Source organism: Bradyrhizobium iriomotense (assembly GCF_018129405.1).
In the GTDB taxonomy this organism is placed as follows: Bacteria; Pseudomonadota; Alphaproteobacteria; order Rhizobiales; family Xanthobacteraceae; genus Bradyrhizobium; species Bradyrhizobium iriomotense_B.
Genome location: NZ_JAFCLP010000002.1, coordinates 408,112 through 432,580 on the forward strand (window position 1 = coordinate 408,112; position 24,469 = coordinate 432,580).

Here is a 24,469-nt window from a genome sequence, read left to right on the forward strand (position 1 = left end):
GAAACAACTGATAGCTGTGCGCGGCAGACTTCGAAACCAGGTGTGAACTTGATAGTTAAGCTTTGGTTTGCGGCGGCGCGTGCAACGTCAGAGCTGCTGCACGTCCACCACGCCCGCGACCGCCTTGATCGCGCCGGCGATCTGCGGCGAGACCTTGAAGCGGCCGGGCAGCTTCATCTCCACCTCGGTCTCGAGGTCGAGCATCATCACCAGCGAGACCTCGCCGTCGCCATTGGAGCGCGGTGCGATGCCGGGACTGCCGATCTTTGGTGCGGCGCCGTTCGACGCAGCCATGTCGGGTCCGGCGAGACGCTTGGCGATCGACTCGAGCGGCTTGGTGTCGCGCAGGAAGATACGCAGGCCCTTCTGCGTCTTGGCCGCGGCGTCATCGAGCGGCTCGGCATGCAGCACGCGGGCGCGCACGTCCTCGCCCTGGAGCTCGGCACCGAGCTGGAGCAGCACCGCGGCGCCCGGCTCCAGCACGTCGCGATATTGCGCGAGGCCTTCAGAGAACAGCACCGCCTCAAAGTGGCCAGTGGGATCAGAGAGCCCCATGATGCCCATCTTGTTGCCGGTCTTGGTGCGACGCTCCATGCGCGAGACCACGGTGGCTGCGACCTTGCCGGCGGTGGCGCCGGTCTTCACCGCACGCGAGAACTCGGCCCAGCTCTGCACGCGCAGCCGCTTCAGGACGGTGGCGTAATCGTCGAGCGGATGTCCGGACAGGAAGAAGCCGATCGCGTCGTATTCGCGGCGCAGCCGCTCGGCCGGCAGCCATGGCTCGATCTGCGGCAGCATGATGGTCGGCGCGTCCGCCGACATGCCGAACATGTCGTTCTGGCCGATCGTCTCGGCCTGATGCGCACGCTGGCAGGCAGCCAGGATCGAGTCCGCCCCGGCGAAGACGCGGGCGCGGTTCGGCTCCAGCGTATCAAAGGCGCCGGCGGCAGCCAGGCTTTCGATGATGCGCTTGTTGATCGCACGCGGATTGACGCGCGCGGCGAAGTCAGCGAGCGAGGTGAACACCCCCCGCTTCGTGCGCTCCTCGATGATCTGCTCGATCGCCTGGATACCGACGCCTTTGAGGGCGGCGAGCGCGTAGTAAATGGTCTTCTCGCCGACCTCGAAGGTCGCGCCCGAGCGATTGATGTTCGGCGGCTCGAGCTTGATGCCGAGGCGCTGCGCCTCGGAGCGGAATTCGGAGAGCTTGTCCGTGTTGTTGAGATCGAGCGTCATCGACGCCGCGATGAACTCCACCGGATAATGCGCCTTCATGTAGGCGGTGTGGTAGGACACCAGCGCATAGGCTGCCGCGTGGCTCTTGTTGAAGCCGTAGTCGGCGAACTTGGCGAGCAATTCGAAGATGGTCTCGGCCTGCCCTTTCGGCACGCCGTTCTTCACCGCACCCGCGACGAAGATGTCGCGCTGCTTGTCCATCTCGGCGCGGATCTTCTTACCCATGGCGCGGCGCAGCAGGTCGGCGTCGCCGAGCGAATAGCCCGACATCACCTGCGCGATCTGCATCACCTGTTCCTGGTAGATGATGACGCCGAAGGTTTCTTTGAGGATCGGCTCGAGCACCGGATGGAGATATTCCGGCTCCTCGTCGCCGTGCTTGCGCGCGCAATAGGTCGGGATGTTGGCCATCGGACCGGGACGATAGAGCGCGACCAGCGCGATGATGTCCTCGAAGCGGTCCGGGCGCATGTCGATCAGCGCGCGCCGCATGCCCTGGCTTTCAACCTGGAACACGCCGACCACATCGCCGCGCGCTAGCATCTGATAGCTCTCGGCATCGTCGATCGGCAGTGTGGCGAGATCGACATGGATGTCGCGCGGCTTGAGCAGCTTGCAGGCGACGTCGAGCACGGTCAGCGTCTTCAGGCCGAGGAAGTCGAACTTCACGAGGCCGGCCGGCTCGACCCATTTCATGTTGAACTGGGTCACCGGCATGTCCGACTTCGGATCTCGGTACATCGGCACGAGTTCGCTCAAGGGGCGATCGCCGATCACGATGCCGGCCGCGTGGGTCGAAGCGTGGCGGGTCAGGCCTTCGAGGCGCTGGGCGATGTCGAAGGCGCGCGCCACCACCGGATCTTCATCGCGGAACGCCTGAAGTTTTGGTTCGCTCTCGATCGCCGCCCCAAGCGTGACAGGAGCCGCCGGATTCTGCGGCACCAGCTTGGTCAGCTTGTCGACCTGGCCGTAGGGCATCTGCAGCACGCGGCCGACATCGCGCAGCACGCCGCGCGCCTGCAGCGTACCGAAGGTGATGATCTGCGCGACCTGGTCGCGGCCGTAGCGCTCCTGCACGTACTTGATCACCTCGCCGCGGCGGTCCTGGCAGAAGTCGATGTCGAAGTCCGGCATCGAGACGCGTTCCGGATTGAGGAAGCGTTCGAACAGCAGGCCGAACTTGATCGGGTCGAGGTCGGTGATGGTCAGCGCCCACGCCACCAGCGAGCCTGCGCCGGAGCCGCGGCCCGGCCCGACCGGGATGCCGTGCGCCTTGGCCCATTTGATGAAGTCGGACACGATCAGGAAGTAGCCGGCGTACTTCATGCGCATGATGACGTCGAGCTCGAACGCCAGGCGCTTGTTGTAGTCCTCCTCGGTCATGCCCTGTGACAGGCCGTGCACGCGCAGGCGGTTGGCGAGCCCCTCCTCCGCCTGCCGCTTCAGTTCGGCGGCCTCGACCGAGGCGGCGTCCGAGCTCGCCGCGGCGCCGACGGTGAAGAACGGCAGGATCGGCTTGCGCGTCATCGGGCGGTACGAGCAGCGCTCGGCGATCTCGACCGTGGACGCCAGCGCCTCCGGAATGTCGGCGAACAGCACCGCCATCTCGGCGCGGGTCTTGAAGCGGTGATCAGGCGTGAGCTGCACGCGATCGGTCTCGGCGATCAGCCGGCCGCCGGCGATGCAGAGCAGCGCATCATGCGCCTCGTAGTCGTCGGTCGCGGCAAAATACGGCTCGTTGGTCGCAACCAGCGGCAGGCCCTTCGCATAGGCGATATCGATCAAGCCGCTTTCAACGCGCCGCTCCTTGTCGATGTTGTGGCGCTGCAGTTCGATGTAGAGGCGGTCGCCGAACAGGCCCGCCAGACGCTCGCAGCGCGTCGCCGCAAGCTCGGCCATGCCGCCGGCCAGCGCCAGCGAGATTGGGCCGTCCGGACCGCCCGTAAGCGCGATCAGCCCCTCGGTCTCGCCCTCGAACCAGTCGAACTTGATGAACGGGGCATGGCTGTCGGGCGATTCCAGGAACGCCCGCGAATTCAGCCGCATCAGGCTGCGATAGCCGCGCTCCTGCGCGGCCAGCAGCACGACGCGCGATGGTCCCATCGCATTGCGCGCGTTCGGGTCCTGATCGCCGAAATCGATCGCGAGCTCGCAGCCGACGATCGGCTGGATCCCGGAGCCCGCCATCTTGTCGGAGAACTCCAGCGCACCGAACAGATTGTCGGTGTCGGTCAGCGCCAGCGCGGGCTGATGGTCCTTCTTCGCAAGCTCGGCGAGCTTGGCGATCTTGATCGAGCCCTTGAGCAGGGAATAGGCCGAGTGAACGTGAAGGTGGACAAATCCGGCGCTCGGCATGGTCGCGTGACGGCCTCTTGCAGATGAGATGGAGCGGTCGCCGGCTCCTCAAGGCATCATGCGCTTGCTCGGCCGACTCGCCTCACAATGGTGGGGTGTCACGCTGCGAGAGTCCACGCCGGAGCGGTCGATCCACCGCGTCGTCCCGCTTTTCCCCAACCGGGCCTGCCGTGGAGCTGCGGAATCAGAGCTGCGGGATCACCTGGGCCCAGATCGCGATCATCCCGACGAACAGTGTGATGGACGCCAGTGCTGCCGCCTCTTCCACGAAAATCCTGAACATGGTCTCGCTCCCTTGCTAGAACGTATGAAGAACATTGTTCTCATTTCGTTCACGGGAGTCAAGCCTGGCTGGCGATCTCGCGACGCGATGGTTAACTCGCTGAATTCACGCAACAAAAAAGCCCCGGCCGACGGCCGGGGCTTTCGATGACCGCTCAAAAAGAGCGATCGGTATCAGTAACGGCCGAGGATCGGGCCGCCGAACTTGTAGTTCAGGCGGACGAGGCCCATGTCGACGTCCTGCTTGATGCGCTCGGTGCCGGCGAAGCCAGCGAAGGTGACGTCCTTGTCCGACAGGAAGATGTGGTTGTACTCGACGCCAACCGACCAGTTCGGCGCGAAGCCGTACTCGAGGCCGGCGCCAACGGTGCCACCCCAACGGGTGTCGCTGGTCGATGCGAGCAGCCCGCCGCCGAGGCCGGAGATCTCGTACTTGTCGCTGACCACAGCCGCACCGCCCTTGACGTAGACGAGGACGTTGTTCCAGGCGTAACCGACCTGGCCGGTGATCAGGCCGAACGCATCGATCTTCGTGCGGTTGCGAGTGGCGAACAGCGCGCTGGCATTGTCGCCGGAGAAGTCGGCCCAGTTGCCCTGGCCTTCCACGCCGAACACCCACTGGCCCGACTGCCAGCGATAGCCGATCTGGCCACCGACCGTGCCGCCGGTCGCATCGTGCGAGCCTTCACGACCAACGCCGACGAAATCCCAGGTCGCGTGCGACGAACCACCGCCGCCGTTGATGCCGATGTAGAAGCCGCTCCAGTCGTAGATCGTGGCGACCATCGCGGGCGCCTTGGTGTACGGCCGAGCCGCGAGATCGGCAGCCAGCGCCGGTGCAGCTGCGCTGAGCGCGACGAGGCTCACAGCGGCAAGCAACAAATTCTTCTTCATTTCAATCCCGTTCCAGTTTCGTCGTTAGGCCCCCTGGCCGTGGCGTCGTCATAACAGCGATCGACGGAATTGCTGTAACCTCGACGCAACAGTTCACTCCAAAGGCCCGCGCTTCATTAATGAAGATTTATCGGAGCGCGCTGGAAACCCTTTGAAACAAGTGTTTTCGGCAGTTCCAATGTCGACGAGACGAGATAAACTGCACGCGCGCGTAACATCGTCGCGCGCACAATTGTGTGATTGGAGAATCGAAAAATGCGAGCACGAATTGCCTTCCCCATTGCCGCCACATTTTCGCTCGCAATCGCCACATTCACGCTCACGCTGAGCGCAAGCACACCCGCACGCGCATTCGGTACGCATCACGCGTTCTGCCTTACGGGCGATGAATGGCCGGGGCTGAGCAATTGCAGGTTCGATACTTACGCACAGTGTCAGGCAAGCGCATCGGGCCGCGCGCTGACCTGCATCGCCAATCCCTATTTCGGCGGACAGAGTGATGATCCCTACGCGTATCAGAATCGTCCGCGCACGCTGGCGCCGGGCTACTACTTGTCGCGCTGAGATGCGCAGCGCCTGGCTTGCACTCGCTGCGACCGGCACACTCTTCGTGAGCGCGCAGGCGCGCGCACAGACCTATGACCCCACCTATCCCGTCTGCATGCAGATCTACGGCCAGGTGGGCTATTTCGATTGCCGCTACACCTCGCTCGCGCAGTGCAGGTTTCTCGCGGTCGGGCGTTCGGCGAGCTGTGTCGCGAATCCGTATTTTTCGCAGCGGAGGCCGGCTCGCCGGTCGAACCGCTCCGGCCAGTTGTTGGCACACGCAAATCGGGACGCTGATATGCGGCCTGCCTTGTGTTGACGAAGACTGATCCGGTTTAATTACGACGGACAAATCTTGCAGGGATGGCGACGTTCGCTGGGCGGGTTCCCGTTGACGCCACCAATGCAGGACTCATGACGATCTCGCCTCACGCGACCTCGCCCCGCGCCAATTCGACCGCGGCCGCTACTCCCCCTCACCTCGCCATCGTCCTCGTCTCGCTCGCGATGGGCGGCTTTGCGATCGGGACCACCGAATTCGCGTCGATGAGCCTGCTGCCGTTTTTCGCCGTCAACCTCCACGTCGACGAGCCGACCGCAGGCCACGCGATCAGCGCCTACGCGCTCGGCGTCGTGCTGGGCGCGCCGCTGATCGCGGTGCTGGGTGCGCGCTTCGCCCGGCGCACGCAGCTGCTCGCCTTGATGGCCGTGTTCGCGCTCGGCAACGCGCTCACCGCGCTCGCACCCGGCTTCGGCTGGATGATCGCGGCGCGCTTCCTCTCAGGGGTGCCACACGGCGCCTATTTCGGCATCGCCGCGCTGGTCGCAGCGTCCCTGGTTCCGCAACAGCGCCGCTCGCAGGCGATCGGCCAGGTCATGCTCGGCCTGACCTGCGCCACCATCATCGGCGTGCCGCTGGCCAATCTGATCGGCCAGGCGGCCGGCTGGCGCGCGAGTTTTGGTCTCGTGTCGGTGCTGGCGCTGCTCACCGTGCTGCTGTGCGCCTTGTTCGCTCCGCGCGACCGGGCGGGCCGGTCGGATCCGCTACGGGAGCTCGGCGCTTTGAAGAGCGGCCGCGTCTGGATCACGCTGGCAATCGGCGCCATCGGCTTTGGCGGCATGTTTGCCGTCTACACCTATCTTGCGACGACGCTGATCGAGGTCACCAGGGTCAGCCCCGCGGCCATTCCGTTCTTCCTCGCCGTATTCGGTGTCGGCGCCACGCTCGGCAATCTGTTCGTGCCGCGCTTCGCCGACCGCGCCCTGATGCCGACGGCGGGCATCATCCTGCTGTTTGCAGCCGTCGCGCTGCTGGTGTTTCCGCTCGCCGCCCACAATCCCTGGCTCCTGGCGGCCGACGTTTTCGCGATCGGCACCAGCGTTTCGCTCGGAGCCATCCTGCAGACGCGCCTCATGGACGTCGCAGGTGACGCGCAGGCGCTCGCGGCCGCGCTGAACCATTCAGCGTTCAACACCGCCAACGCGCTCGGCCCGTTCCTGGGCGGCCTTGCCATTCGAGAAGGGTTGGGCTGGACCTCCACCGGTCCCGTCGGCGCCGCACTCGCGCTTCTCGGTTTGCTGATCTGGGCCGTCGCCCGGCGCGATGCCGGGTCTGCGTCGGCCGAGGTCGCCTCGCGGCGCGACGCTGCTCCGCTCGCACCCCCGTTGGCCCCGGACCATCGACGCCGTTCGGCCGCTCACGAGGATCTGCCCGCCCGGACATCAGCGAAATAAACGCCGACTGGAGCGCCACTGCAAGTTGTGAAAGCGTCAGGCGTCGTATAGCGTCGATATCGGTTTGCACCGCATAGTCGATCATTTCATGCTCGCCCGCATTCTGCTCGTCGTCGCCGCGCTGTCGCTTCCCGGCGCATTGCGCGCGGAAACGCCCTCTGAGAAGGCCGGATTTGCTTCCACGCTGACGATCTATCTCGCCAAGGGGCCGCCCGATGCGTGCGGGCCGGGCTGCGACCGCTGGATCGCCATCGAGGGCGAGATCGACGGGGACGCCGCCCCGCGCATCCGCCGCTTCCTCGCCGCCGTCAAGGACACACAGCGTCCGATCTATCTCTATTCACCCGGCGGGAACGTGGAGCAGTCCTACGCGATCGGGCGGCTGCTGCGCAGCCGCAAGGCGGTCGCCCGGGTCGGCCGCACCATTGTGACGGCGTGCGCCGCGGACAAGCAGGTGGACGCCGCCTGCCTGAAGCTGAAAAACGCAAGCGGAGAAGTCGAGGCCGAGCTCACCACCCGCAAGGCGATGTGCAACTCGGCCTGCGGTTACCTGTTCATTGGGGCGACCTCCCGCGAGGTGGCGCCCGACGCGGCGCTGGCGGTCCATAATTCCAGGCTGGTCCTGCGCTTTCGGGGAGATCCGCCCCCACAGGTGGTCGCCGAGGCGAGGCAGCGCCGAATAGCGAGCGCCGATCGCGACCGCACTGCGTTCATCGCGTCGATGGGCATCAGCCGTGAGCTCGATGCCCTCATCCGGACCGTGAAGTTCGAGAACCTGCATGTGCTGACCCGAGCCGAGCTTTATCGTTTCGGGATCGACACGCGACCGCTCGCCGAAACGGCGTGGAAGCTGGAAAAGGACGCGCGACCATTCGTCCGCAAGATCGCCGTGATGAAGAAGGAGAACGACTCGTCGTTCCGGACCATGGAGTGGCGCCTGTCATGCGAAAACAGGGCGCGCGTGCCGCTGTGGTTCGCAGCCGAAATCGATGAGGCCTCCACCGGCAAGAGCACGATCCTGATGACGGCGGACGCCGCCACGGACAAGGCGGCTGGAGGACCGCCGCTGCGATCCGGCAAGTACGAGGTCTGGCGCGGCAGCATCGACGCCGACATGGTCAAGGCGATCCTCGCCTCCCGCTCCCTCCATGTCCGCGAAACCACGACGATGCCCGACGACAAGACGGACATGACGAAATTCGACCTCGACCTGACGGGCCTTTCGCCAGCGTGGACGCAGCTCAAGTCGTCCTGCGCCCTGTCGGCGCTCAACCCGATCAGCCCCTGGCCGGCCACGGTGCCGAACGTCAGCGCAGCGCCTCCGGCTGCGGCGGCGCCGTAAGCGCAGCCACCGCCTGGACGCCAAGCCGGCTCATTGCCCGGAAAGCGGCCGGCGATTCACATAGCCTAATGCGCACCGTGCGGCAAAACGTCAAAATCGTGTCCGGGATGAGGGCACTACGATGACGATGGATCGCGTCGAACGGGCATTCATCGCGACCGCGATGCTGGGTTTCCTGGTGATGCTGGGAGCGATCATATGGATGATGGTGAGCTGACGGGTTACTCCTTGCGACAAGCCTTGTCGCAGGCGTTGCCCTATCTCGGGATCGCCCTTTGCCTTGCCGTGGCTATGTGGCTGACCTGGAGCCGCCTGCTTTAGGCATGATCCGGACCCGAAGGGCCGCGTTAGCGCAAAGTGCGAAGCGGTTTTCCGATAGGATCATGCTCAAACAACAACCTGAAGCGCGATGACGCTTCATCATTCTCATCGCGTTTCAGGCCGGACCGCCCTCCCCGCGAACCGGCCCGAGCGCAGCCAGTTCGTCCCGGGCACGCTGTGCCCTTGCGATGTGATCGCTGTCGCGCAGTATCTTGAGGGCATCGCGAACCAGCTCGCGCGAAAAGGACATGAGCTGCGCGTCGCCCGCGCGGGCGGTGTAGATCATTCGAACCTCACTTGGATCATGAGCAGGCTACGCGGTGGCGCGACGCTGCGCCTCACGTCTTCGGCTTCCCGATCAGCCCGGCCAGGCCGCGGACCAACGCCGCGACGTCGATCGGCTTTTCCCAGAGCATCACGTCGTGAAATTGGGGAGCGATGCTGACCTTGTCGTAGCCGGTCGTGAACACGAACGGCACCTGGCGCGCCTTGAGCTCCTGGGCAACGGGAAACACCATTTCGCCATGAATATTCACGTCGAGCACCGCGCCGTCGAGAACGCCGCCGTCGTTGATGATCGGGAGCGCATCGTCGATCTGGCCGACCGGCCCGGCGATCTCCGCCCCCGCTGAGCGTAGCGCGCGGGTGATGTCGTCGGCGAGGAAATACTCGTCCTCGAGCACGAGGATGCGACATCCCGACAAGGGGGCGCTCCTGCGCGACAACGTTGGCGATAGCGCCATGTTTCCTCCAGCACCCAGCGGATGGATAGGAACATAGGCCTCAAGGCCGTCTTGGTGCAAACGAAGCATTGAATGGCGGGTTCCATGAGCAACCGCGACATCATTGTCATCGGCGGCTCCTCCGGGGCCACGGCGCCGCTGAAACGGATTCTGGCAGATCTGCATCCGGATGTTCCGGCAGCCATCTTCATCGTCCTCCACATCCCTGCGCAGGGCATCGGCATCCTGTCGACCGTCGCCGCTTCCGCCGGCAGGCTCCCGGTGCATCAGGCCGTCGACGGCATGAAGTTCGAGCGCGGCCACGTCTATCTCGGTGCCCCCGACCATCATTTGCTGCTGTCGGGCAATCATATTCGCCTCGGGCGCGGCCCACGCGAGAACATGGTGCGGCCCGCAATCGACGCGCTGTTCCGCTCGGCCGCGCTCCATCACGGCCCGCGCGTGATCGGAGTGGTGCTGAGCGGATTGCTCTCGGACGGGGCCGCCGGCCTCAACGCGATCAAGCGCTGCGGCGGAATGACGATCGTGCAGGATCCGTTGGAAGCGATCGCGGCGGAGATGCCGCAGCGCGCCCTGGAAGCGACCACGGCCGACCTTTGCGTGCCCGCCGCGCGGCTCGGCGACGTTCTCTCCGATCTCGCCCGGGAACCGCCGGGTCTCGCATGTCCCGTCGCTCCGGATATCCGCCTGGAGGTGGAGATCGCCGCGGGCGAAAGAATCGGCAGCGCAATCCTGGCGGACATCGCCGATCCGGCGGCGCTGACCTGCCCCGGTTGCGGCGGGGTTCTCTCCCAGGTGAAAGAAGCGCGTCCCATGCGGTTTCGCTGTCAGGTCGGCCACGCCTACACCGCCGATACCCTCGCCAAGGAGCAGGAAGGGCAAGTCGACGAGGCCCTGCGCGTCGCGCTCCGGATCATCGAGGAGCGGGCCGAACTCGTGCAGCGCATGGCCGCGGACGGCCGTCGCAGCGGCAGGCCGGCTGTGGCCGAAATGTACGAGCTGCGCGCGGCCGAATATCGCGAATATGCCGATATGATCCGGCGCGTCGTGCTACAATCGCTCGATCCTCCGATCCAGCGAGGGAAGTGAAGCGCTATGGCAGTATCCCTTGCCCAGCGGACCCAGCAACTCCGTGACGAGCGGCGCCTTCTGGAGAAGGCCGATCTCGATATCGAGGAGGGCTGGCAGCGCCTGCGCAGGCAGGAGGATCGCGTGCGCGACCTGCAGGACAGCGGATATGACTGCCAGCAGGCGGAACGGCTGGTGGAGCTGCTCAAGCAGACCCTGGTGGAATGGGAGCGGCATCGCACCCTGATCGTTCAGAGAGTGGACTACCTCCAGCAGGAGGTCGACCCGGTGCCGCCAGCGGTCGCCTGATACGGTGACGGTCCGCGCCGCCGGGGCGCGGGCCTTGCGGTCCGCACCATCGGCGCTCCGTCGGAACGGCGAACGTTTCCCGCTTTTAGCTGTTGGGATAACATCGATTTCTGCTATTTGCAGAAACCGGAATCCGTTGGTCCCGGGCAACGAGAGTAGCGGCAATCATGGATGAAGTCGGCGAGACGGCGGGGGAGCCGGAGCCTCAGGCCAAGGCCCCGTTGGTCATCGGCGTGGGGGCGTCGGCCGGTGCAATCGACAGCATCGAGCGGTTCTTCGCCAAGCTGACATTGGGCGACGACCAGGCCGTCGTCCTTGTTCTCCAGAGCGCCGAGGCGCTCGACGATGCGCGGTTGCGAAGCATCATCCAGCGCGCCGACGGCGCGCGCTTCGCCGACATCCGCGATGCGATGGCGGTGGAAGGGGGCACGATCTATCGCAGTCCGGCGGCCATGATCACCACGATCCAGGACGGGCGTTTTGCGGTGCGCAAGGCCGAACAGGGCCCGGGCGAGCGGGCCACCATCGACAGTTTCCTGGTTTCGCTGGCCGAAGAGCGCGCCGAGCAATCCATCGGCGTTCTCTTGAGCGGGACCGGCGGCGACGGCACGCTCGGCACGGCCACGCTGAAGGACCATGGCGGCCTCGCCATTGCGGAAAGATTGGCCGGCGACGAAGCGTCCGATCACCTGGTCGACAGCAACAGGCCGGCGGCGATCGCAGATTACGTCCTGCCGCCCGAGGACATCCCGGAGCATATCCAGGTCTATGCCCGCCATCTCCGACGACTGGAGGAGAAGCAAGGCTTCGACGAAGTCCTGGCCGCGGCGGCAACCTCGCTGTCGCGCATCGCCGACATCCTGCGCAACAAGACCGGCAACGATTTCCACGGCTACAAACAGAACACCTTCCTGCGCCGCGTGCAGCGGCGCATGCAGGTCGTGCAGATCGAAGAGATCACCTCCTATGTCGACTTCCTGCGCAACGACAAGGACGAGGCCCAGAATCTCTTCAACGACCTTCTGATCGGCGTCACCGAGTTCTTCCGCGACAAGCGCGAGTTCGAAGTGTTCGAGACGCAGATCATCCCGAAGATCTTCGAGGATAAGGGAAATGGCCAGCAGGTCCGCGTCTGGGTACTGGGCTGCGCCACCGGCGAGGAGGCCTATTCGATCGGCATCCTGCTGCGCGAGCACATGGCGACGCTCGATTCCGCTCCGCAGGTCCAGATCTTCGCGACCGACATCGACGGCCGGGCGCTCGCAGCCGCCCGCGTCGGGCGTTACCGCACCGACATCGAGCAGGACATGTCTCCCGAGCGCCTGGCGCGCTGGTTCGTGCGCGAGGGCGACACCTATTGCGTGGTGAAGGAATTGCGGGAGATGTGCATCTTCTCCCAGCACAACGTGATCAAGGATGCCCCGTTCTCCAAGCTCGATCTCGTCTCCTGCCGCAACCTGCTGATCTATCTCAACGCGGAACTTCAGAACCGGGTAATCCCGCTGTTCCATTTCGCGTTACTGCCCGAGCGCTTCCTGTTCCTCGGCAACTCCGAGAACGTGACGCGGCACCCGAAGCTGTTTGCACCGATCGATCGTCGCGCCCGCATCTTCAGGAAGCTCGATACGGGGACGCGGCTGCCGCCGGAATTTCCAATCTCGACCTCGGCCGGACGTGCGCCGGTCGAGGTGCCGCCGGTCCGCTCGTTCGGGCCGGATGTGGGCCTCGAACGCCGCGCCCAGCGCATCGCCGAGCGCTATGCGCCCGCCTATGTGATCACCGACAACAATTTCCAGATCCTGCATTTCTCCGGACGGACCGGACGCTACATCGAGCCGACGGCCGGCGCCGCCTCGCTCGATCTGCTCCAGCTGGTGCATCGCGATCTCAGGCTGGAGCTGCGCACTGCCCTCTCCCGCGCCTCGGAAACCAACGAGGTCGCCCATGCCGAGCACGTCCAGCTCGGCGTCAACGGCCATCGCGTTCTCGTCGACATCACCGTGGAGCCGATCCAGGACGGCGCGGGTGGCCATCGCAATTTCATCGTCCTGTTCAAGGATGGCCCGGCGCACATCGCCGATGCTCCCGAGAATAATCCGGGCGTGCTGGTGCGGACCGAGCATGTCGAACGTCTCGAGGGCGAATTGCGGGCGACCCGCGAACGCCTCCAGGCCACGATCGAAGAGCTCGAAAGCACCAACGAAGAGCTGAAATCCTCGAACGAGGAATATCAGTCGCTCAATGAAGAGCTGCAATCCGCCAACGAGGAGCTGGAGACCTCGCGCGAGGAGCTGCAATCGGTCAACGAGGAATTGACCACCGTCAATGGCGAGCTGGCGCATCGGGTCCAGGAGCTGACCCGCGCCACCAGCGACCTCAAGAACTTCCTCGAAAGCACGCAGATCGCGACCGTCTTCCTCGACAACGATCTCCGCGTCATGAACTTCACCCCCGCGATCACGCACATCCTGCACCTGGTCGAGACCGACGTCGGCCGCCCGATCGCCCACATCAAGGCGCGCATTCCGATCGAGGAGCTATACGACGACGTGCGCCGCGTGCTCCGCACGCTTGCCAGCGCCGAACGCGAACTGACCGCACCCGACAGCGGCACGCGCTACATCGTCCGCATCCTGCCCTATCGCAGCATCGACAATTTCATCGCCGGCGTCGTGATCACCTTCATCGACGTCACCGCGATCACGCGCGCGGAGGAACGGCAGCGCCTTCTCCTCGCCGAGCTTCAGCACCGCGTTCGCAATACGCTGGGCGTGGTGCGGTCGATCGCGCGCCGCTCCGCGGAGACGAGCTCCACGGTCGAGGAATATGCCGCCCATCTCGACGGCCGCCTCAATGCCTTCGCGCGCACCCAGGCGCTGGTGACGCGCGATCCGGAGGGCGGTGTCGATCTTGAATATCTGGTGATCGAGGAACTGCTGGCCTATAATGCCCATGAGGGCGAGCAGGTGCGCGCGTCCGGGCCCTCGGTACGCTTCCAGCCGAAGGCAGCGGAGACGTTTGCGCTCGCGATCCACGAGCTTGCCACCAACGCGCTCAAATACGGCGCGTTGAGTCAGCCCCGCGGCCGGCTCGAGATCTCGTGGCGTATCGACGGGGCCGTCGAGCTCCCGCAACTGCTGTTCGAATGGCGTGAGCGGGGCGGTCCGTCGGTGACACCACCGCCGCGCAAGGGGTTTGGCACCGAGCTTCTGGAGCGCACCCTAGCGTTCGAGTTGAAGGGGCAAACGACGATGTCGTTCCACGCGTCCGGCCTCACCTGCCTGATCGCGATCCCCGTGACCAGGCGTACCTTCCATACGCCATCGGTGGAGAGATGATGCGTTCTCACGGGACCGATGGCGGCGTGGCGCAGGCGGTCCTCCGCCGCTTCAATGCCTTGCGCCCGCTGTCCGAAGAGGACGCCGCTGCGCTGGAACATGCCATTCTCGAAGGCTTGCTGCGTGCGGGGCCGGGCGAGGACCTGATCGCCGAAGGCGATCCCGTCGACAGCGTCCGCCTCGTGCTCTCGGGCTGGCTGTTCCGCCACAAAACGCTGGAGGACGGGCGCCGGCAGATCGTCAATTTCATCCTGCCGGGCGAGACCTGCGACTCCCATGCTTATCTCCTGTCCAGCATCGATCATTCGATCACGACAGCGACGCCGGTTGCCTATGCCGAGATCAAGCGCGCACGGTTCGAACAGCTGATGGCGGCCAACAGCACGCTGGCCGAAGCCTTCATGTGCGAGACGCTGCTGAATAGCGCGATCCAGAGAGAATGGATCGTCAACCTCGGCCGGCGGGCGGCCTTCGAGCGCGTGGCCCATCTGTTCTGCGAAATCTTCGAACGGCTTCGACCCGTTGGCCTCGTCGACGGCAATTCCTGCGCGCTTCCGGTCACCCAGACCGATCTCGCCGACGCGACCGGTCTGTCTGTGGTTCATCTCAACCGCACGATCCAGGAGTTGCGGGCGTGCGGCCTGATCGTCCTGAAGGATCGAACCTTGACGATCGGTGATCTCGAAGCGCTCAAGAACGCGGCGATGTATTCGCCCGGCTATCTCAGGCTCTATCAGGCGAAGTGAACGATCCTGCGGCCAAAGCCGTCAATGCGACGGCTCAAGACGTCCGCCGATGTTTCAGACAGCAGCACTGCCCGAACCCGCTGGGTCGAATTTCGTGTGGCCCTTTCATTCGTCCCGGGGAACGAGTGTGCTGCCATTAGCTTATGTTAAAGCGGACGCATCGGGGAGCTTCGTGCGATGAGGCAGATGCGAGGCGCTGACGCCTTCGGGCGGAACAGTGCCGCTCATGGACGGGCGGAGCGCTCGATCCGCTCGCCCAGGATGTATGCTCGCCGCTTGTCGCGGAGCGGCAGAGATCGGCCAACAACGCGCAACGTGAAAAGTCGTGGCGCGGACCGCTGGCGAGCGACTGGCATTGGAGATCCGAGAATGCCACGTTACTATTTCGATCTTCGGGACGAAGAGGAATTGGCCCTCGACGAGGAAGGTCTCGAGCTGTCCGGCCTTCGCGCAGCCCAGGTCGAGGCCGCCAGATCATTGGCCGATATGGCGAGAGAGGCGGCCTGCTCGTCCGTTCCCGTGAATGGCAGACACCGCATGGCGATCGAGGTCCGCGACATCAGCGGCCCCGTGATGCAGGTCAAGTTCACTTTCGAGGTCGAGACGCTGAAGCATTGATGCCGCCTCGGGCGCCGCTGAAAGCCGGCAGTCGACCGCCGTGTCTTCGCGCCTCACACCGGCGTGTAGATCACGAGCTTCAGCGCGGGATCGTCGTTGGCCTGGAAGCTCGTGTGCTCGAACCGGAGCAGGCCCTTGGTCGGATGGTTCATGGTCTTGAGGCCCGACGAGGTGCTGCGGATGTCATGCGCCTCCCACCATTTGACGAATTCCGGACTGCCCTGACGCAGCCGCGTGAGCAACTCCGCAAAGGCGGGATCGCCGGCCCAGACGTCATGGGTGGCGCGAAACATCGCGACCATGCTCCTGGCCACATCGGTCCAGCTCGCGCCGTAGAATTTTCGCGTCTGCTTGTTGGTCAGCACCAGCAGCAGCGTGTTGCGATCCTGCTCGGGCAACTGCCCGAACCCGAAGACCTCCTCGGCTGCATCGTTCCAGGCCAGCACGTCCCAGCGCCGCCCGGTGACGTAGGCCGGCTGCGTCAGGCTCTGGATCATCCGCTGGATCGGCGGCGGCACGTTCTCCCGCACGAAGGCGCCCCTCGTGCCATCGCGCGCCAGCGCCTTGAGATGTGCGTGTTCGGTCTTCGAGAGGCGCAGCGCACGGGCCAGCGCGTCGATCGTGGTGACCGAGGGGCTGACGGTGCGGCCCTGCTCGAGGCGGATGTACCAGTCGACACCGATGCCCGCGAGATGGGCGACCTCCTCGCGGCGCAGGCCCGCGGTGCGGCGCCGGCGGCCTGCCGGAAGGCCGACGGTCTTCGGTGACAGCTTTTCGCGGCGGGACCTGAGGAAGTCGCCGAATTCGACGCGGCGTGGATCGGCCATGATGCGTGTCCCCGATGGAGGGCCTTGGGAATACTAGGATAATACCAGGCCTTCTTGTCCCTTCAAGGGCGGTGCATATCCACCTCACCCGTCCCGGAGGTGAAACATCATGAAAGCTGCCGTACTCAAATCCTTCGGCTCGCCGCTGGCGATCGAGACTGCCCCCGACCCGGTGCTCGGCACCGGCGAGGTCATCATCGAAATCGTCGCCACGCGCGTGCTGTCCTACATGAACGAGGTCTTCAGCGGAGAGCGGAACTACGCGCTCGACCTTCCGATCATCCCCGGCCCGGGCGGCATCGGGCGGGTGCGCGCGATCGGCCCGGACGCGACCAGGCTTGCCGTCGGCGACTGGGTGTTCTGCGACCCGACGGTGCGCTCGCGCGACGACGCCGTGGCGCCCGATATCGCCCTGCAGGGGCTCACGGCCGCCGGTCCCGGCGGCATGCGCCTGCAACAGCATTTTCGTCACGGCTCGTTTGCCGAGCAGATGCGCGTGCCGACGGAGAACGTCAAACGCCTCGGCGCGATCACATCGGAGGAAGCCACGCGATGGTGCGCGCTCGGCACGCTGCTGGTGCCCTATGGCGGTTTCCTCGCCGCCAAGCTTCAGCCGGGCGAGACCGTGCTGGTGAGCGGAGCCACCGGCAACTTTGGCAGCGCGGCGGTGTCGGTTGCACTGGCCATGGGCGCAGCCTGCGTGGTCACGCCGGGCCGCAACGAGATGATCCTCGCCGACCTCGTCCGCCGCTTCGGCAGCCGTGTGAAACCGGTCAAGCTCACGGGCAATGAGGACGACGACCGCGAAGCCATGAAGCGCGCCGCGCCCGGGCCGATCGACTGCGTGTTCGACATCATGCCGCCCTCGGTGAGCCCGACCATCGTGCGCGCAGCGGTCATGACGGTGCGCGCTTACGGCCGCGTCGTGCTGATGGGCGGCGTCGGCATGGCGGGCGGCGCAGGGCTCGAGCTGCCCTACCCCTGGATCATGCGCAACTGCATCAGCATCCACGGCGTCTGGATGTATCCGCCCGATGCAGCGGCCCGCCTGATCGCGCTGGTGCGCTCAGGGCTTTTGCGACTGGAGGAATACGAGACGACGGCCTTCGACCTCGACCACGCCAACGACGCCGTGGCGCATGCCGCCGCCAATGGCGGGCCATTCAAATTGACGGTGATCAGGCCGTAACTGGCGTGCCGCTGCGGCGATGCGCGGTCAGCGCCGTTTTGCCCGACACATCAGCCACCTGACAGGCGTCGGGCCGGCCCTGCCTGAAACAGGCCGGCTACTGTGCATGGGGTTGTTTTCGCGATTTTTTAGTTTGAGGTCGAACTGGCGCGGCGTCGGGAATTCACCTCTCCCTTGGGAGAGGTCGGCGCGTAGCGCCGGGTGAGGGTTTACGGTCTCACGTTGGGCAGCGCCCCCTCACCCGATTTGCTGGCGCAAATCGACCTCTCCCCGCTGGGGAGAGGTGAACCGAGCCCGCGGCTGCATCAGCCAAACGCACTTCAGTTATTCGAGCTCGACGACCTGGCCGTTCGACAGCGAGACTCGCCGGTCCATGCGGCCGGCGAGCTCCATGTTGTGGGTCGCGATCAGCATGGAAACCTTGGTTGCCTTGACCAGCTGCATCAGGGCCTGGAACACGTGATCGGCCGTGTGCGGATCGAGGTTGCCGGTCGGCTCGTCCGCAAACAGCACGCGCGGCGCATTGGCCACCGCGCGCGCGATGGCGACACGCTGCTGCTCGCCGCCCGACAGCTCCGCGGGACGATGGGTGATGCGGTCGCCGAGGCCGAGATAGCCGAGGATCTCCTTGGCGCGCTTGACGCTCTCGGACTTCTTCAGGCCGCGGATCATCTGCGGCATCATCACGTTCTCGAGCGCCGAGAACTCCGGCAGCAGCCGGTGCGACTGGTAGACGAAGCCGATATCGGTGCGGCGCAGCTGGGTGCGCTCGATGTCGGGCAGCTGCGATGTCGGCGCGCCGTTGACATAGACCTCGCCGGAATCGGGCGCTTCGAGCAGCCCGGCAATGTGCAGCAGCGTCGACTTGCCCGAGCCCGACGGCGCCACCAGCGCGACCGATTGCCCCGCCCACAACGCGAGCTTGGCGCCGTCGAGGATCGTCAGCGGCACCTCGCCCTGCAAGTACTGCCGCTTTATCTCGTGGAGATAAATGACCGGTACATCGTCAGCCCCCTGCTGCTCCATCAGCCCCTCACTCGTACCGGAGCGCTTCGACGGGGTCGAGGCGCGCGGCGCGCCAGGACGGGTACAGCGTCGCCAGGAACGACAGCGTCAGCGCCATGATGACGACTGCCGTGGTCTCGCCGATGTCGATCTCGGCGGGCAGCTTCGACAGGAAATAGAGCTCCGGCGAGAACAGCTCGGTGCTGGTCAGCCAGGACAGGAATTGCCTGATGGACTCGATGTTGAGGCAGATCACCAAACCGACGACGAATCCGACCAGCGTGCCGACCACGCCGATCGAGGCACCCGTGATCAGGAAGATGCGCATGATCGAGCCCTGCGAAGCGCCCATGGTACGCAGGATCGCGATGTCGCTGCCCTTGTCCTTCACCAGCATGATCAGGCCGGAAACGATGTTGAGGGCTGCGACCAGCACGATCATGGTCAGGATCAGGAACATCACGTTGCGCTCGACCTGGAGCGCGTTGAAGAAGGTCGAATTGCGCTGCCGCCAGTCGACCAGGAACACCGGCCGTCCCGCAGCCTCGGTCACAGCTTGGCGGAAGGCGACGATCTGATCGGGATTGGTGGTGAACACCTCGATCGAGGTGACGTCGTTGCTGCGGTTGAAATAGGCCTGCGCTTCGGCGAGCGGCATGAACACGAAGCCGAGATCGTATTCGGACATGCCGATCTCGAACACGGCGACGATCTTGTACGGTTTTATGCGCGGCGTGGTGCCCATCGGTGTTACCGCGCCCTTCGGCGCCACCAGCGTGATGCTGTCGCCGGCATGCAGCGACAGCTGGTCGGCGAGGCGCCGGCCGATGGCGACGCCCTGCCCCTCGTCAAAACCCTCGAGCGAGCCCTGCTTGATATTCTTGGCGATCGAGGTGAGGTTGTTGAGGTCGTCGGAGCGGATGCCGCGCACCAGCACGCCCGAGGCGTTCCACGGCGAGGACGCCAGCGCCTGGCCGTCCACCACGGGTGCGGCGAGCCGGATACCTTTCACCTGGCTGAGGCGGTCGGCGACGTCCTTCCAGTCGGTCAGCGGCGATTCCAGCGGCTGCACCAGGATGTGGCCGTTCAGGCCCAGGATCTTGTCGAGCAGCTCCTTGCGGAAGCCGTTCATGACGGCCATGACGATGATCAGCGTCGCCACGCCCAGCATGATGCCGAGGAACGAGAACCCGGCGATGACCGAGATGAATCCCTCCTTGCGGCGCGCCCGCAGGTAGCGCGCCGACAGCATCCACTCGAAGGGCGCAAAAGGCGCGGTTTGCACGGTTTCAGTCATGGTCTCGTCCATCGCTCGATAATCCCATGATTCGGGGTCAATTGTGGCCGGATTGGCGGCCGCGATATCGGGCGATGAACAATATTCAGCCGACCAGCCGGGCGACCGCGTCCGCAGGCGACATGGTCTCGCGGGAGCCGTCGCTGCGCCGCTTGATCTCGACCTTGCCGTCGGCCAGCCCCTTCGGGCCGATCATGATCTGCCAGGGGATGCCGATCAGGTCGGCGGCGGCGAATTTGGCGCCGGCGCGCTGGTCGGTGTCATCGTAGAGCACGTCGACGCCCTTGGCCTGGAGCTCGGCATAGAGCTTCTCGCAGGCCGCATCGACCGCGGCATCGCCCTGCTTGAGGTTGAGCACCACCGCCCGGAACGGGGCGACGGCCTCGGGCCATTTGATGCCGGCATCGTCATGGCAGGCCTCGATGATGGCACCTAGCAGGCGCGAGACGCCGACCCCGTAGGAGCCGCCATGGATCGGCACGTCGACACCATCAGGCCCCGCCACCAGCGCCTTCATCGGCTCGGAATATTTGGTGCCGAAATAGAAGATCTGCCCGACCTCGATGCCGCGGGTGTTCACCCGCTTGTCCGCGGGCACTTCCTGCTCGAACCTAGCGGCATCGTGAACGTCTTCGGTCGCGGCATAGACCGAGGTCCATTGCTTGATGATCGGTGTCAGGTCGCCGTCGTAGTCGACGTCCTCGCCCGGCACCGGCAGATCCAGCACGTCGCGATTGATGAACACGCCGGATTCGCCGGTCTCGGCGAGCACGATGAACTCGTGGCTGAGATCGCCGCCGATCGGGCCGGTCTCGGCGCGCATCGGGATCGCCTTCAGCCCCATCCGCGCGAAGGTGCGCAAATAGGCGACGAACATCTTGTTGTAGGCAACGCGCGCCGCCGCCTCGTTGAGGTCGAACGAATAGGCGTCCTTCATCAGGAACTCGCGGCCGCGCATCACGCCGAAACGCGGACGCTGCTCGTCGCGGAATTTCCATTGGATATGATAGAGATTCAGCGGCAGGTTCTTGTACGACTTCACGTAGGCGCGGAAGATCTCGGTGATCATTTCCTCGTTGGTCGGCCCATACAGCAGTTCGCGCTTGTGGCGGTCGGCGATGCGCAGCATCTCCGGCCCGTAGGCGTCGTAGCGGCCGCTCTCGCGCCAGAGGTCGGCGAGCTGGAGCGTCGGCATCAGCACCTCGATCGCACCGGAGCGGTCCTGCTCCTCACGCACGATCTGCTCGATCTTCTTCAGCACGCGGAAGCCCAGCGGCAGCCAGGCATAGATGCCGGCGGCCTCCTGCCGGATCATGCCGGCGCGCAGCATCAGCCGATGCGAGACGATCTCCGCCTCTTTCGGATTTTCCTTCAGAATGGGCAGAAAGAACCGCGACAACCGCATGGCAATACTCTGGGAATCAGTGAGGGGTTGCAGTGAAACCGGATTGAGAGCGAAAACACAAGGCCGGGAATGAGGAAAAGCCGCTAAGGCGGCGGAATTCCTGTCATTTTTCCGTTGCCTTCAGATTCAGCTTGAACCCGTTTGCCTACGGCGCCAGCTCGAGGTCGTCCTCCAGCGTGATCTGCTCGAAATCGGTCACCAGCGCATCGACTCTCACATGCCAGCGGCCGGCGAAGGGCAGCTCGACCTTGCGCACATGCCAGTAGCCGTCCGGCCCGCGTGAGGCGGCCCGCGCCATCGGCTCGATGCCGCGCTCCGGCAGGCCCAGGGTCAACGTCACCTCTTTCGCCCCAAGCGGCGTCCCCTCGCCCGTCATGAGCTGGAGCACGAAGTCGTTGGCGCCGACCTTTCCCGGTGAGACCAACACCTGGAACATCGCCTTGTCGGTGTGGATGTGGATTGCCAGCGGCGTCTCGGGAACAATGGTCCGCGGCGGCGGCGTGAAGCGCCAGCCGGCCACGACGGCGAAGATGGCGAACGCGATCACGCATTCGAGCAGGATTGAGCGCTTGAGCGCGGGCGCGGCCTTCTCGTCCCGCGCCAGGGCCGACGTCAGCCGGAACCGATTGAGCGCGGCAAGCGCCAGCAGCAGCACGGCCAGACCAAGCTTGATCGAGAGGACGGCCCCGTAACGGGTCTCAACCAGCGCAGACGGTCTTTCGAGCTGAACGATGGCGAGGCCAAGGCCGGTCAACGCCAGCACACCGACGGCCAACACGGCAATACGCGAAAAGCGGTTCACGACCGGAAGAGCCGCAGTCGCGGGCTTCGACACCAGCGCGGCGAGCGGCGCGAGGGCTCCGATCCAGAAGGCGACGCCGAGGCCATGGAGGAAGACCGCCGGCCGCGTCAGCACCTCGGGCGGTGCCGTCGCGGCGTGTCCAGTCGCGGCGAGTGACAGGCCAACACCGATGAATGCGATCATCGCAAAGGCGCGCGCATACCACGCGCTGCGCAGCGCCATCATCGCGAACAGCATCGATGCGACCGCGACGACTAGCGCGGGGCCGGCGCTGGTTGCGAATGCGACCTTCCATGGAACAGTCGTCACGAGCGCTGCTGGCGGCAGGCCCAGAAGATCGAGGCCCTGCAGGCCGAGAGAGACGATCGCGCTCGGAATGCCGATGAGAAGCGCCATGCGCGGCACTGTCGTCCCTGTCATCGACCACGCAATCCAGCGCGCGAAGAACACGCCGCCGATGCCGACGAACAGGCCGAGATAGAGACCAACCCGTGCCAGCCAGATCAGCGCGCTCAATCCGCCGTCCGCCCGTCCGGGCGGCTTCGTCGCCGTCGGAGCACCGACCGAGAAGATCACCGATCCCGCGACGGGATGGCCGTCCTGCGAGGTCACGCGATAGCTGACCACGGCCGTTCCCTGCGGCAGGTCCGGCGGCATCACAACCGAAATGGTCTCGCCCGATGCGTCGATGCGGGCATCGTCCCGTGCCTTGCCCGCACCATCGATCAGCAGAATTGCGCCCGGCGTCACCGCCTCGTTGAAGCGCAGCTCCACCGCCTTCGGCGCGGTCTTCAGGATGCTGCCGCTCGCCGGTTCGACCGAGACGAGCGCGGCATGGGCCGACGCGCCGGTCGCAAAGCCGGCAACAAGGAGCAGCGTCGCGAGCGCGGCGAGGAGGCGCATCAAGGTTTGGGCAGCAGCTTCACACCAGGCGCAGGCGACTTGCCCTCGTGCGAATGCCCTGCCCCTTCCGCCGGAATTTCGATCCAGCGGCTGACGCCGGTCTCGCATTCCTGGACCACGGGGAAATACAGGGTCGTGTTCGGCTTGAGCGCGTCGGTCAGCACCGTGTGCATGATGAACTCGTCATAGTTCTTGTCCGCCAGCTTGCCGCCGGACCATGCGACCTCCTTGACGCCGGAGGAGAGCTTGTTGCCGTGAAAGTTGTACTCGGCGGCATATTTGCCCTCGACGACATCGATGGTCCAGCCTGCCTTCGGCATCGGCTTCACCGCGATCACCCCTTCCGGAACCTGCACGCGGATCTTCACCGTCGGCGAGCCCGCGCAGCCGTGCGGGACCGCGAACACCGCCTTGTAGGACGCCCCGACGGTGGCCTGTTTGCTCTCCAGAAAGACATGCGCCGCCGCAGGCGAAGCGGCGAGCACGGCAACAAGGAACAAGAGGGATTGCTTCGACATGTTCGGCCTCTCGAGCGGGGTCATTTGATCAGGATCGGCGATTCCACGCTGACATGATCGGCTTCGGAGATCGAAATCCCGAGCCCCAGCATCCAGCGTCCGGGCGTCAACTGCGCCACCTTCAAGCGCCAGCCATCCTCGCCGTCGCGCGAGGCCTCGACCGGAGCGAGTTTTCTCCCGGTCCGCGTTTCCACGAGCGTCACCGATACGGCTTTGGCCGTGAGCGGTGTTTCGTCGACCGTCTCGAGCTGGATGGCGATCTCGACCGGGCCGGCGCGGCCGGGCGAGACCGTGACATTGGCCATCGCCTTCTCGGTGTGCAGATGCGTGAAGAAGCTGTCGTCGTCGGTCGCCGCCGCAAGTGGTGTCGCGGCAATCGACAGCAACGCTGTCATCGCGAGCGCAAGTCCCGCGAAGTGTCGGTGCAAGGTCATGGAAGACTTGATCTGTTTCATCACATTTTCATTCCCGAATGATCGTGCATCTTCTTCATCATCTGCCCACCATCGCCCGGCGCCTGCGCACCGACGGCCTGCACATCGAGAGACACGGCGACCTTGCCGGCTTTCTCGAACTGAAGCGTCACCGGAACCTTGTCGCCCTGCTTGAACGGCCCCTTCAGCTCCTGGAGCATCAAGTGATAACCACCGGGCGCCAGCTTCACGGTCTTGCCCGGATCAATCACCAGCCCCTTGTCGAGCAGTCGCATCTTCATCACGCCATTGTCCGTCGCCATCTCGTGGACCTCGGCCTTGCCTGCGATGTCGGCGGAAACGCTGACCAGTCTGTCCGCGGCCGTTCCCTTGTTCTCGATCGTCAGATAGCCACCCGCGACCTTGGCGCCGCCCGGCGTCGCCCGGCTCCATGCCTGCGAGATGATGAGATCACCGGCCTTGACGTCCTCGGCACGCACTGGTGCTGCAAACATTGTGGCGGAGAGTGCCGCGAGCGCGAGGATGCGTGAGAGCTTGGTCATGTCATTTGCCTTTCT

General features: G+C 65.1%; 22 protein-coding genes. 10 read left to right on the forward strand and 12 right to left on the reverse strand.

The window, feature by feature from the left end:
* Positions 1–87: 87 nt before the first annotated feature.
* Both dnaE and JQ592_RS06655 read right to left on the reverse strand, forming a co-directional pair.
* Positions 88–3,591: a DNA polymerase III subunit alpha gene (gene dnaE / locus JQ592_RS06650; RefSeq protein WP_211402089.1), complete on the reverse strand. Its 3,504-nt coding sequence runs from the start codon at positions 3,589–3,591 to the stop codon at positions 88–90.
* Positions 3,592–4,047: 456 nt separating this feature from the next.
* Positions 4,048–4,767 carry an outer membrane protein gene (locus JQ592_RS06655; protein WP_211402090.1) on the reverse strand — a complete coding sequence of 240 codons (720 nt, stop codon included), beginning with the start codon at positions 4,765–4,767 and terminating at the stop codon, positions 4,048–4,050.
* Positions 4,768–5,022: 255 nt separating this feature from the next.
* On the opposite strand from JQ592_RS06655, the gene JQ592_RS06660 reads away from it, so the two are divergent.
* From JQ592_RS06660 to JQ592_RS06675, 4 genes are all read left to right on the forward strand, one after another.
* Positions 5,023–5,331: a DUF3551 domain-containing protein gene (locus JQ592_RS06660; protein WP_211402091.1), complete on the forward strand. Its 309-nt coding sequence runs from the start codon at positions 5,023–5,025 to the stop codon at positions 5,329–5,331.
* Position 5,332: 1 nt separating this feature from the next.
* Entirely contained in the window at positions 5,333–5,632 is a 300-nt protein-coding gene (locus JQ592_RS06665) for a DUF3551 domain-containing protein (protein ID WP_211402092.1), read from the forward strand.
* A gap of 95 nt (positions 5,633–5,727) precedes the next feature.
* Complete coding sequence (locus JQ592_RS06670; RefSeq protein WP_211402093.1) at positions 5,728–7,047, forward strand: MFS transporter; 1,320 nt, start codon at positions 5,728–5,730, stop codon at positions 7,045–7,047.
* An 88-nt stretch (positions 7,048–7,135) separates the two neighbouring features.
* The gene (locus JQ592_RS06675; protein ID WP_211402094.1) at positions 7,136–8,389 is read left to right on the forward strand and encodes a hypothetical protein; all 1,254 of its coding nucleotides are present in this window, start codon (positions 7,136–7,138) and stop codon (positions 8,387–8,389) included.
* 436 nt (positions 8,390–8,825) lie between these two features.
* On the opposite strand, the gene JQ592_RS06680 is transcribed toward JQ592_RS06675, so the two are convergent.
* On the reverse strand, positions 8,826–8,996 hold the full coding sequence (locus JQ592_RS06680) for a hypothetical protein (protein WP_211402095.1): 171 nt from the start codon (positions 8,994–8,996) through the stop codon (positions 8,826–8,828).
* 52 nt (positions 8,997–9,048) lie between these two features.
* Positions 9,049–9,453, reverse strand: a complete 405-nt coding sequence (locus JQ592_RS06685) for a response regulator (RefSeq protein WP_211402096.1) — start codon at positions 9,451–9,453, stop codon at positions 9,049–9,051.
* Positions 9,454–9,537: 84 nt separating this feature from the next.
* On the opposite strand from JQ592_RS06685, the gene JQ592_RS06690 reads away from it, so the two are divergent.
* The 5 genes from JQ592_RS06690 to JQ592_RS06710 all read left to right on the forward strand — a co-directional run bounded on the left by JQ592_RS06690 (position 9,538) and on the right by JQ592_RS06710 (position 15,532).
* Positions 9,538–10,542, forward strand: a complete 1,005-nt coding sequence (locus JQ592_RS06690; protein WP_211402097.1) for a chemotaxis protein CheB — start codon at positions 9,538–9,540, stop codon at positions 10,540–10,542.
* Between the two features lie 6 nt (positions 10,543–10,548).
* On the forward strand, positions 10,549–10,830 hold the full coding sequence (locus JQ592_RS06695; RefSeq protein WP_211402098.1) for a hypothetical protein: 282 nt from the start codon (positions 10,549–10,551) through the stop codon (positions 10,828–10,830).
* A 167-nt stretch (positions 10,831–10,997) separates the two neighbouring features.
* On the forward strand, positions 10,998–14,168 hold the full coding sequence (locus tag JQ592_RS06700; RefSeq protein ID WP_211402099.1) for a CheR family methyltransferase: 3,171 nt from the start codon (positions 10,998–11,000) through the stop codon (positions 14,166–14,168).
* On the forward strand, positions 14,165–14,914 hold the full coding sequence (locus JQ592_RS06705) for a Crp/Fnr family transcriptional regulator (RefSeq protein ID WP_211402100.1): 750 nt from the start codon (positions 14,165–14,167) through the stop codon (positions 14,912–14,914). The genes JQ592_RS06700 and JQ592_RS06705 overlap by 4 nt, the downstream gene beginning before the upstream one ends.
* A 369-nt stretch (positions 14,915–15,283) precedes the next feature.
* The gene (locus JQ592_RS06710; RefSeq protein ID WP_211402101.1) at positions 15,284–15,532 is read left to right on the forward strand and encodes a DUF6894 family protein; all 249 of its coding nucleotides are present in this window, start codon (positions 15,284–15,286) and stop codon (positions 15,530–15,532) included.
* A 53-nt stretch (positions 15,533–15,585) separates the two neighbouring features.
* Here JQ592_RS06710 and JQ592_RS06715 read toward each other — a convergent pair whose 3' ends face one another.
* A complete protein-coding gene (locus JQ592_RS06715) occupies positions 15,586–16,359 on the reverse strand; it encodes a helix-turn-helix transcriptional regulator (RefSeq protein ID WP_211402102.1) in 774 nt (257 codons plus the stop codon).
* Between the two features lie 109 nt (positions 16,360–16,468).
* Here JQ592_RS06715 and JQ592_RS06720 point away from each other — a divergent pair, with 109 nt between their 5' ends.
* Positions 16,469–17,548: a quinone oxidoreductase family protein gene (locus JQ592_RS06720; RefSeq protein ID WP_211402103.1), complete on the forward strand. Its 1,080-nt coding sequence runs from the start codon at positions 16,469–16,471 to the stop codon at positions 17,546–17,548.
* 324 nt (positions 17,549–17,872) lie between these two features.
* Here JQ592_RS06720 and JQ592_RS06725 read toward each other — a convergent pair whose 3' ends face one another.
* The 7 genes from JQ592_RS06725 to JQ592_RS06755 all read right to left on the reverse strand — a co-directional run bounded on the left by JQ592_RS06725 (position 17,873) and on the right by JQ592_RS06755 (position 24,454).
* A complete protein-coding gene (locus tag JQ592_RS06725) occupies positions 17,873–18,574 on the reverse strand; it encodes an ABC transporter ATP-binding protein (protein WP_211402104.1) in 702 nt (233 codons plus the stop codon).
* A gap of 7 nt (positions 18,575–18,581) precedes the next feature.
* A complete protein-coding gene (locus tag JQ592_RS06730; protein WP_018642337.1) occupies positions 18,582–19,862 on the reverse strand; it encodes a lipoprotein-releasing ABC transporter permease subunit in 1,281 nt (426 codons plus the stop codon).
* A gap of 73 nt (positions 19,863–19,935) precedes the next feature.
* Positions 19,936–21,255: a proline--tRNA ligase gene (gene proS, locus JQ592_RS06735; protein ID WP_211402105.1), complete on the reverse strand. Its 1,320-nt coding sequence runs from the start codon at positions 21,253–21,255 to the stop codon at positions 19,936–19,938.
* A 145-nt stretch (positions 21,256–21,400) separates the two neighbouring features.
* On the reverse strand, positions 21,401–22,960 hold the full coding sequence (locus tag JQ592_RS06740) for a copper resistance CopC/CopD family protein (protein ID WP_211402106.1): 1,560 nt from the start codon (positions 22,958–22,960) through the stop codon (positions 21,401–21,403).
* Positions 22,960–23,478 (reverse strand): YcnI family protein, encoded by a 519-nt coding sequence (locus JQ592_RS06745; RefSeq protein WP_211402107.1) that lies wholly within the window; start codon positions 23,476–23,478, stop codon positions 22,960–22,962. Before JQ592_RS06745 ends, JQ592_RS06740 begins: the two co-directional genes overlap by 1 nt.
* A 20-nt stretch (positions 23,479–23,498) precedes the next feature.
* On the reverse strand, positions 23,499–23,933 hold the full coding sequence (locus JQ592_RS06750; RefSeq protein WP_211402108.1) for a hypothetical protein: 435 nt from the start codon (positions 23,931–23,933) through the stop codon (positions 23,499–23,501).
* A complete protein-coding gene (locus JQ592_RS06755) occupies positions 23,933–24,454 on the reverse strand; it encodes a copper chaperone PCu(A)C (protein ID WP_211402109.1) in 522 nt (173 codons plus the stop codon). The genes JQ592_RS06750 and JQ592_RS06755 overlap by 1 nt, the downstream gene beginning before the upstream one ends.
* Between the last annotated feature and the right edge of the window lie 15 nt (positions 24,455–24,469).

Coding starts and splice junctions, on each gene's coding strand:
- dnaE (WP_211402089.1), bottom strand. CDS start 3,591: ATGCCGAGCGCCGGATTTGTCCACCTTCACGTTCACTCGGCCTATTCC.
- JQ592_RS06655 (WP_211402090.1), bottom strand. CDS start 4,767: ATGAAGAAGAATTTGTTGCTTGCCGCTGTGAGCCTCGTCGCGCTCAGC.
- JQ592_RS06660 (WP_211402091.1), top strand. CDS start 5,023: ATGCGAGCACGAATTGCCTTCCCCATTGCCGCCACATTTTCGCTCGCA.
- JQ592_RS06665 (WP_211402092.1), top strand. CDS start 5,333: ATGCGCAGCGCCTGGCTTGCACTCGCTGCGACCGGCACACTCTTCGTG.
- JQ592_RS06670 (WP_211402093.1), top strand. CDS start 5,728: ATGACGATCTCGCCTCACGCGACCTCGCCCCGCGCCAATTCGACCGCG.
- JQ592_RS06675 (WP_211402094.1), top strand. CDS start 7,136: ATGCTCGCCCGCATTCTGCTCGTCGTCGCCGCGCTGTCGCTTCCCGGC.
- JQ592_RS06680 (WP_211402095.1), bottom strand. CDS start 8,996: ATGATCTACACCGCCCGCGCGGGCGACGCGCAGCTCATGTCCTTTTCG.
- JQ592_RS06685 (WP_211402096.1), bottom strand. CDS start 9,453: ATGGCGCTATCGCCAACGTTGTCGCGCAGGAGCGCCCCCTTGTCGGGA.
- JQ592_RS06690 (WP_211402097.1), top strand. CDS start 9,538: ATGAGCAACCGCGACATCATTGTCATCGGCGGCTCCTCCGGGGCCACG.
- JQ592_RS06695 (WP_211402098.1), top strand. CDS start 10,549: ATGGCAGTATCCCTTGCCCAGCGGACCCAGCAACTCCGTGACGAGCGG.
- JQ592_RS06700 (WP_211402099.1), top strand. CDS start 10,998: ATGGATGAAGTCGGCGAGACGGCGGGGGAGCCGGAGCCTCAGGCCAAG.
- JQ592_RS06705 (WP_211402100.1), top strand. CDS start 14,165: ATGATGCGTTCTCACGGGACCGATGGCGGCGTGGCGCAGGCGGTCCTC.
- JQ592_RS06710 (WP_211402101.1), top strand. CDS start 15,284: ATGCCACGTTACTATTTCGATCTTCGGGACGAAGAGGAATTGGCCCTC.
- JQ592_RS06715 (WP_211402102.1), bottom strand. CDS start 16,359: ATGGCCGATCCACGCCGCGTCGAATTCGGCGACTTCCTCAGGTCCCGC.
- JQ592_RS06720 (WP_211402103.1), top strand. CDS start 16,469: ATGAAAGCTGCCGTACTCAAATCCTTCGGCTCGCCGCTGGCGATCGAG.
- JQ592_RS06725 (WP_211402104.1), bottom strand. CDS start 18,574: ATGGAGCAGCAGGGGGCTGACGATGTACCGGTCATTTATCTCCACGAG.
- JQ592_RS06730 (WP_018642337.1), bottom strand. CDS start 19,862: ATGGACGAGACCATGACTGAAACCGTGCAAACCGCGCCTTTTGCGCCC.
- proS (WP_211402105.1), bottom strand. CDS start 21,255: ATGCGGTTGTCGCGGTTCTTTCTGCCCATTCTGAAGGAAAATCCGAAA.
- JQ592_RS06740 (WP_211402106.1), bottom strand. CDS start 22,960: ATGCGCCTCCTCGCCGCGCTCGCGACGCTGCTCCTTGTTGCCGGCTTT.
- JQ592_RS06745 (WP_211402107.1), bottom strand. CDS start 23,478: ATGTCGAAGCAATCCCTCTTGTTCCTTGTTGCCGTGCTCGCCGCTTCG.
- JQ592_RS06750 (WP_211402108.1), bottom strand. CDS start 23,933: ATGAAACAGATCAAGTCTTCCATGACCTTGCACCGACACTTCGCGGGA.
- JQ592_RS06755 (WP_211402109.1), bottom strand. CDS start 24,454: ATGACCAAGCTCTCACGCATCCTCGCGCTCGCGGCACTCTCCGCCACA.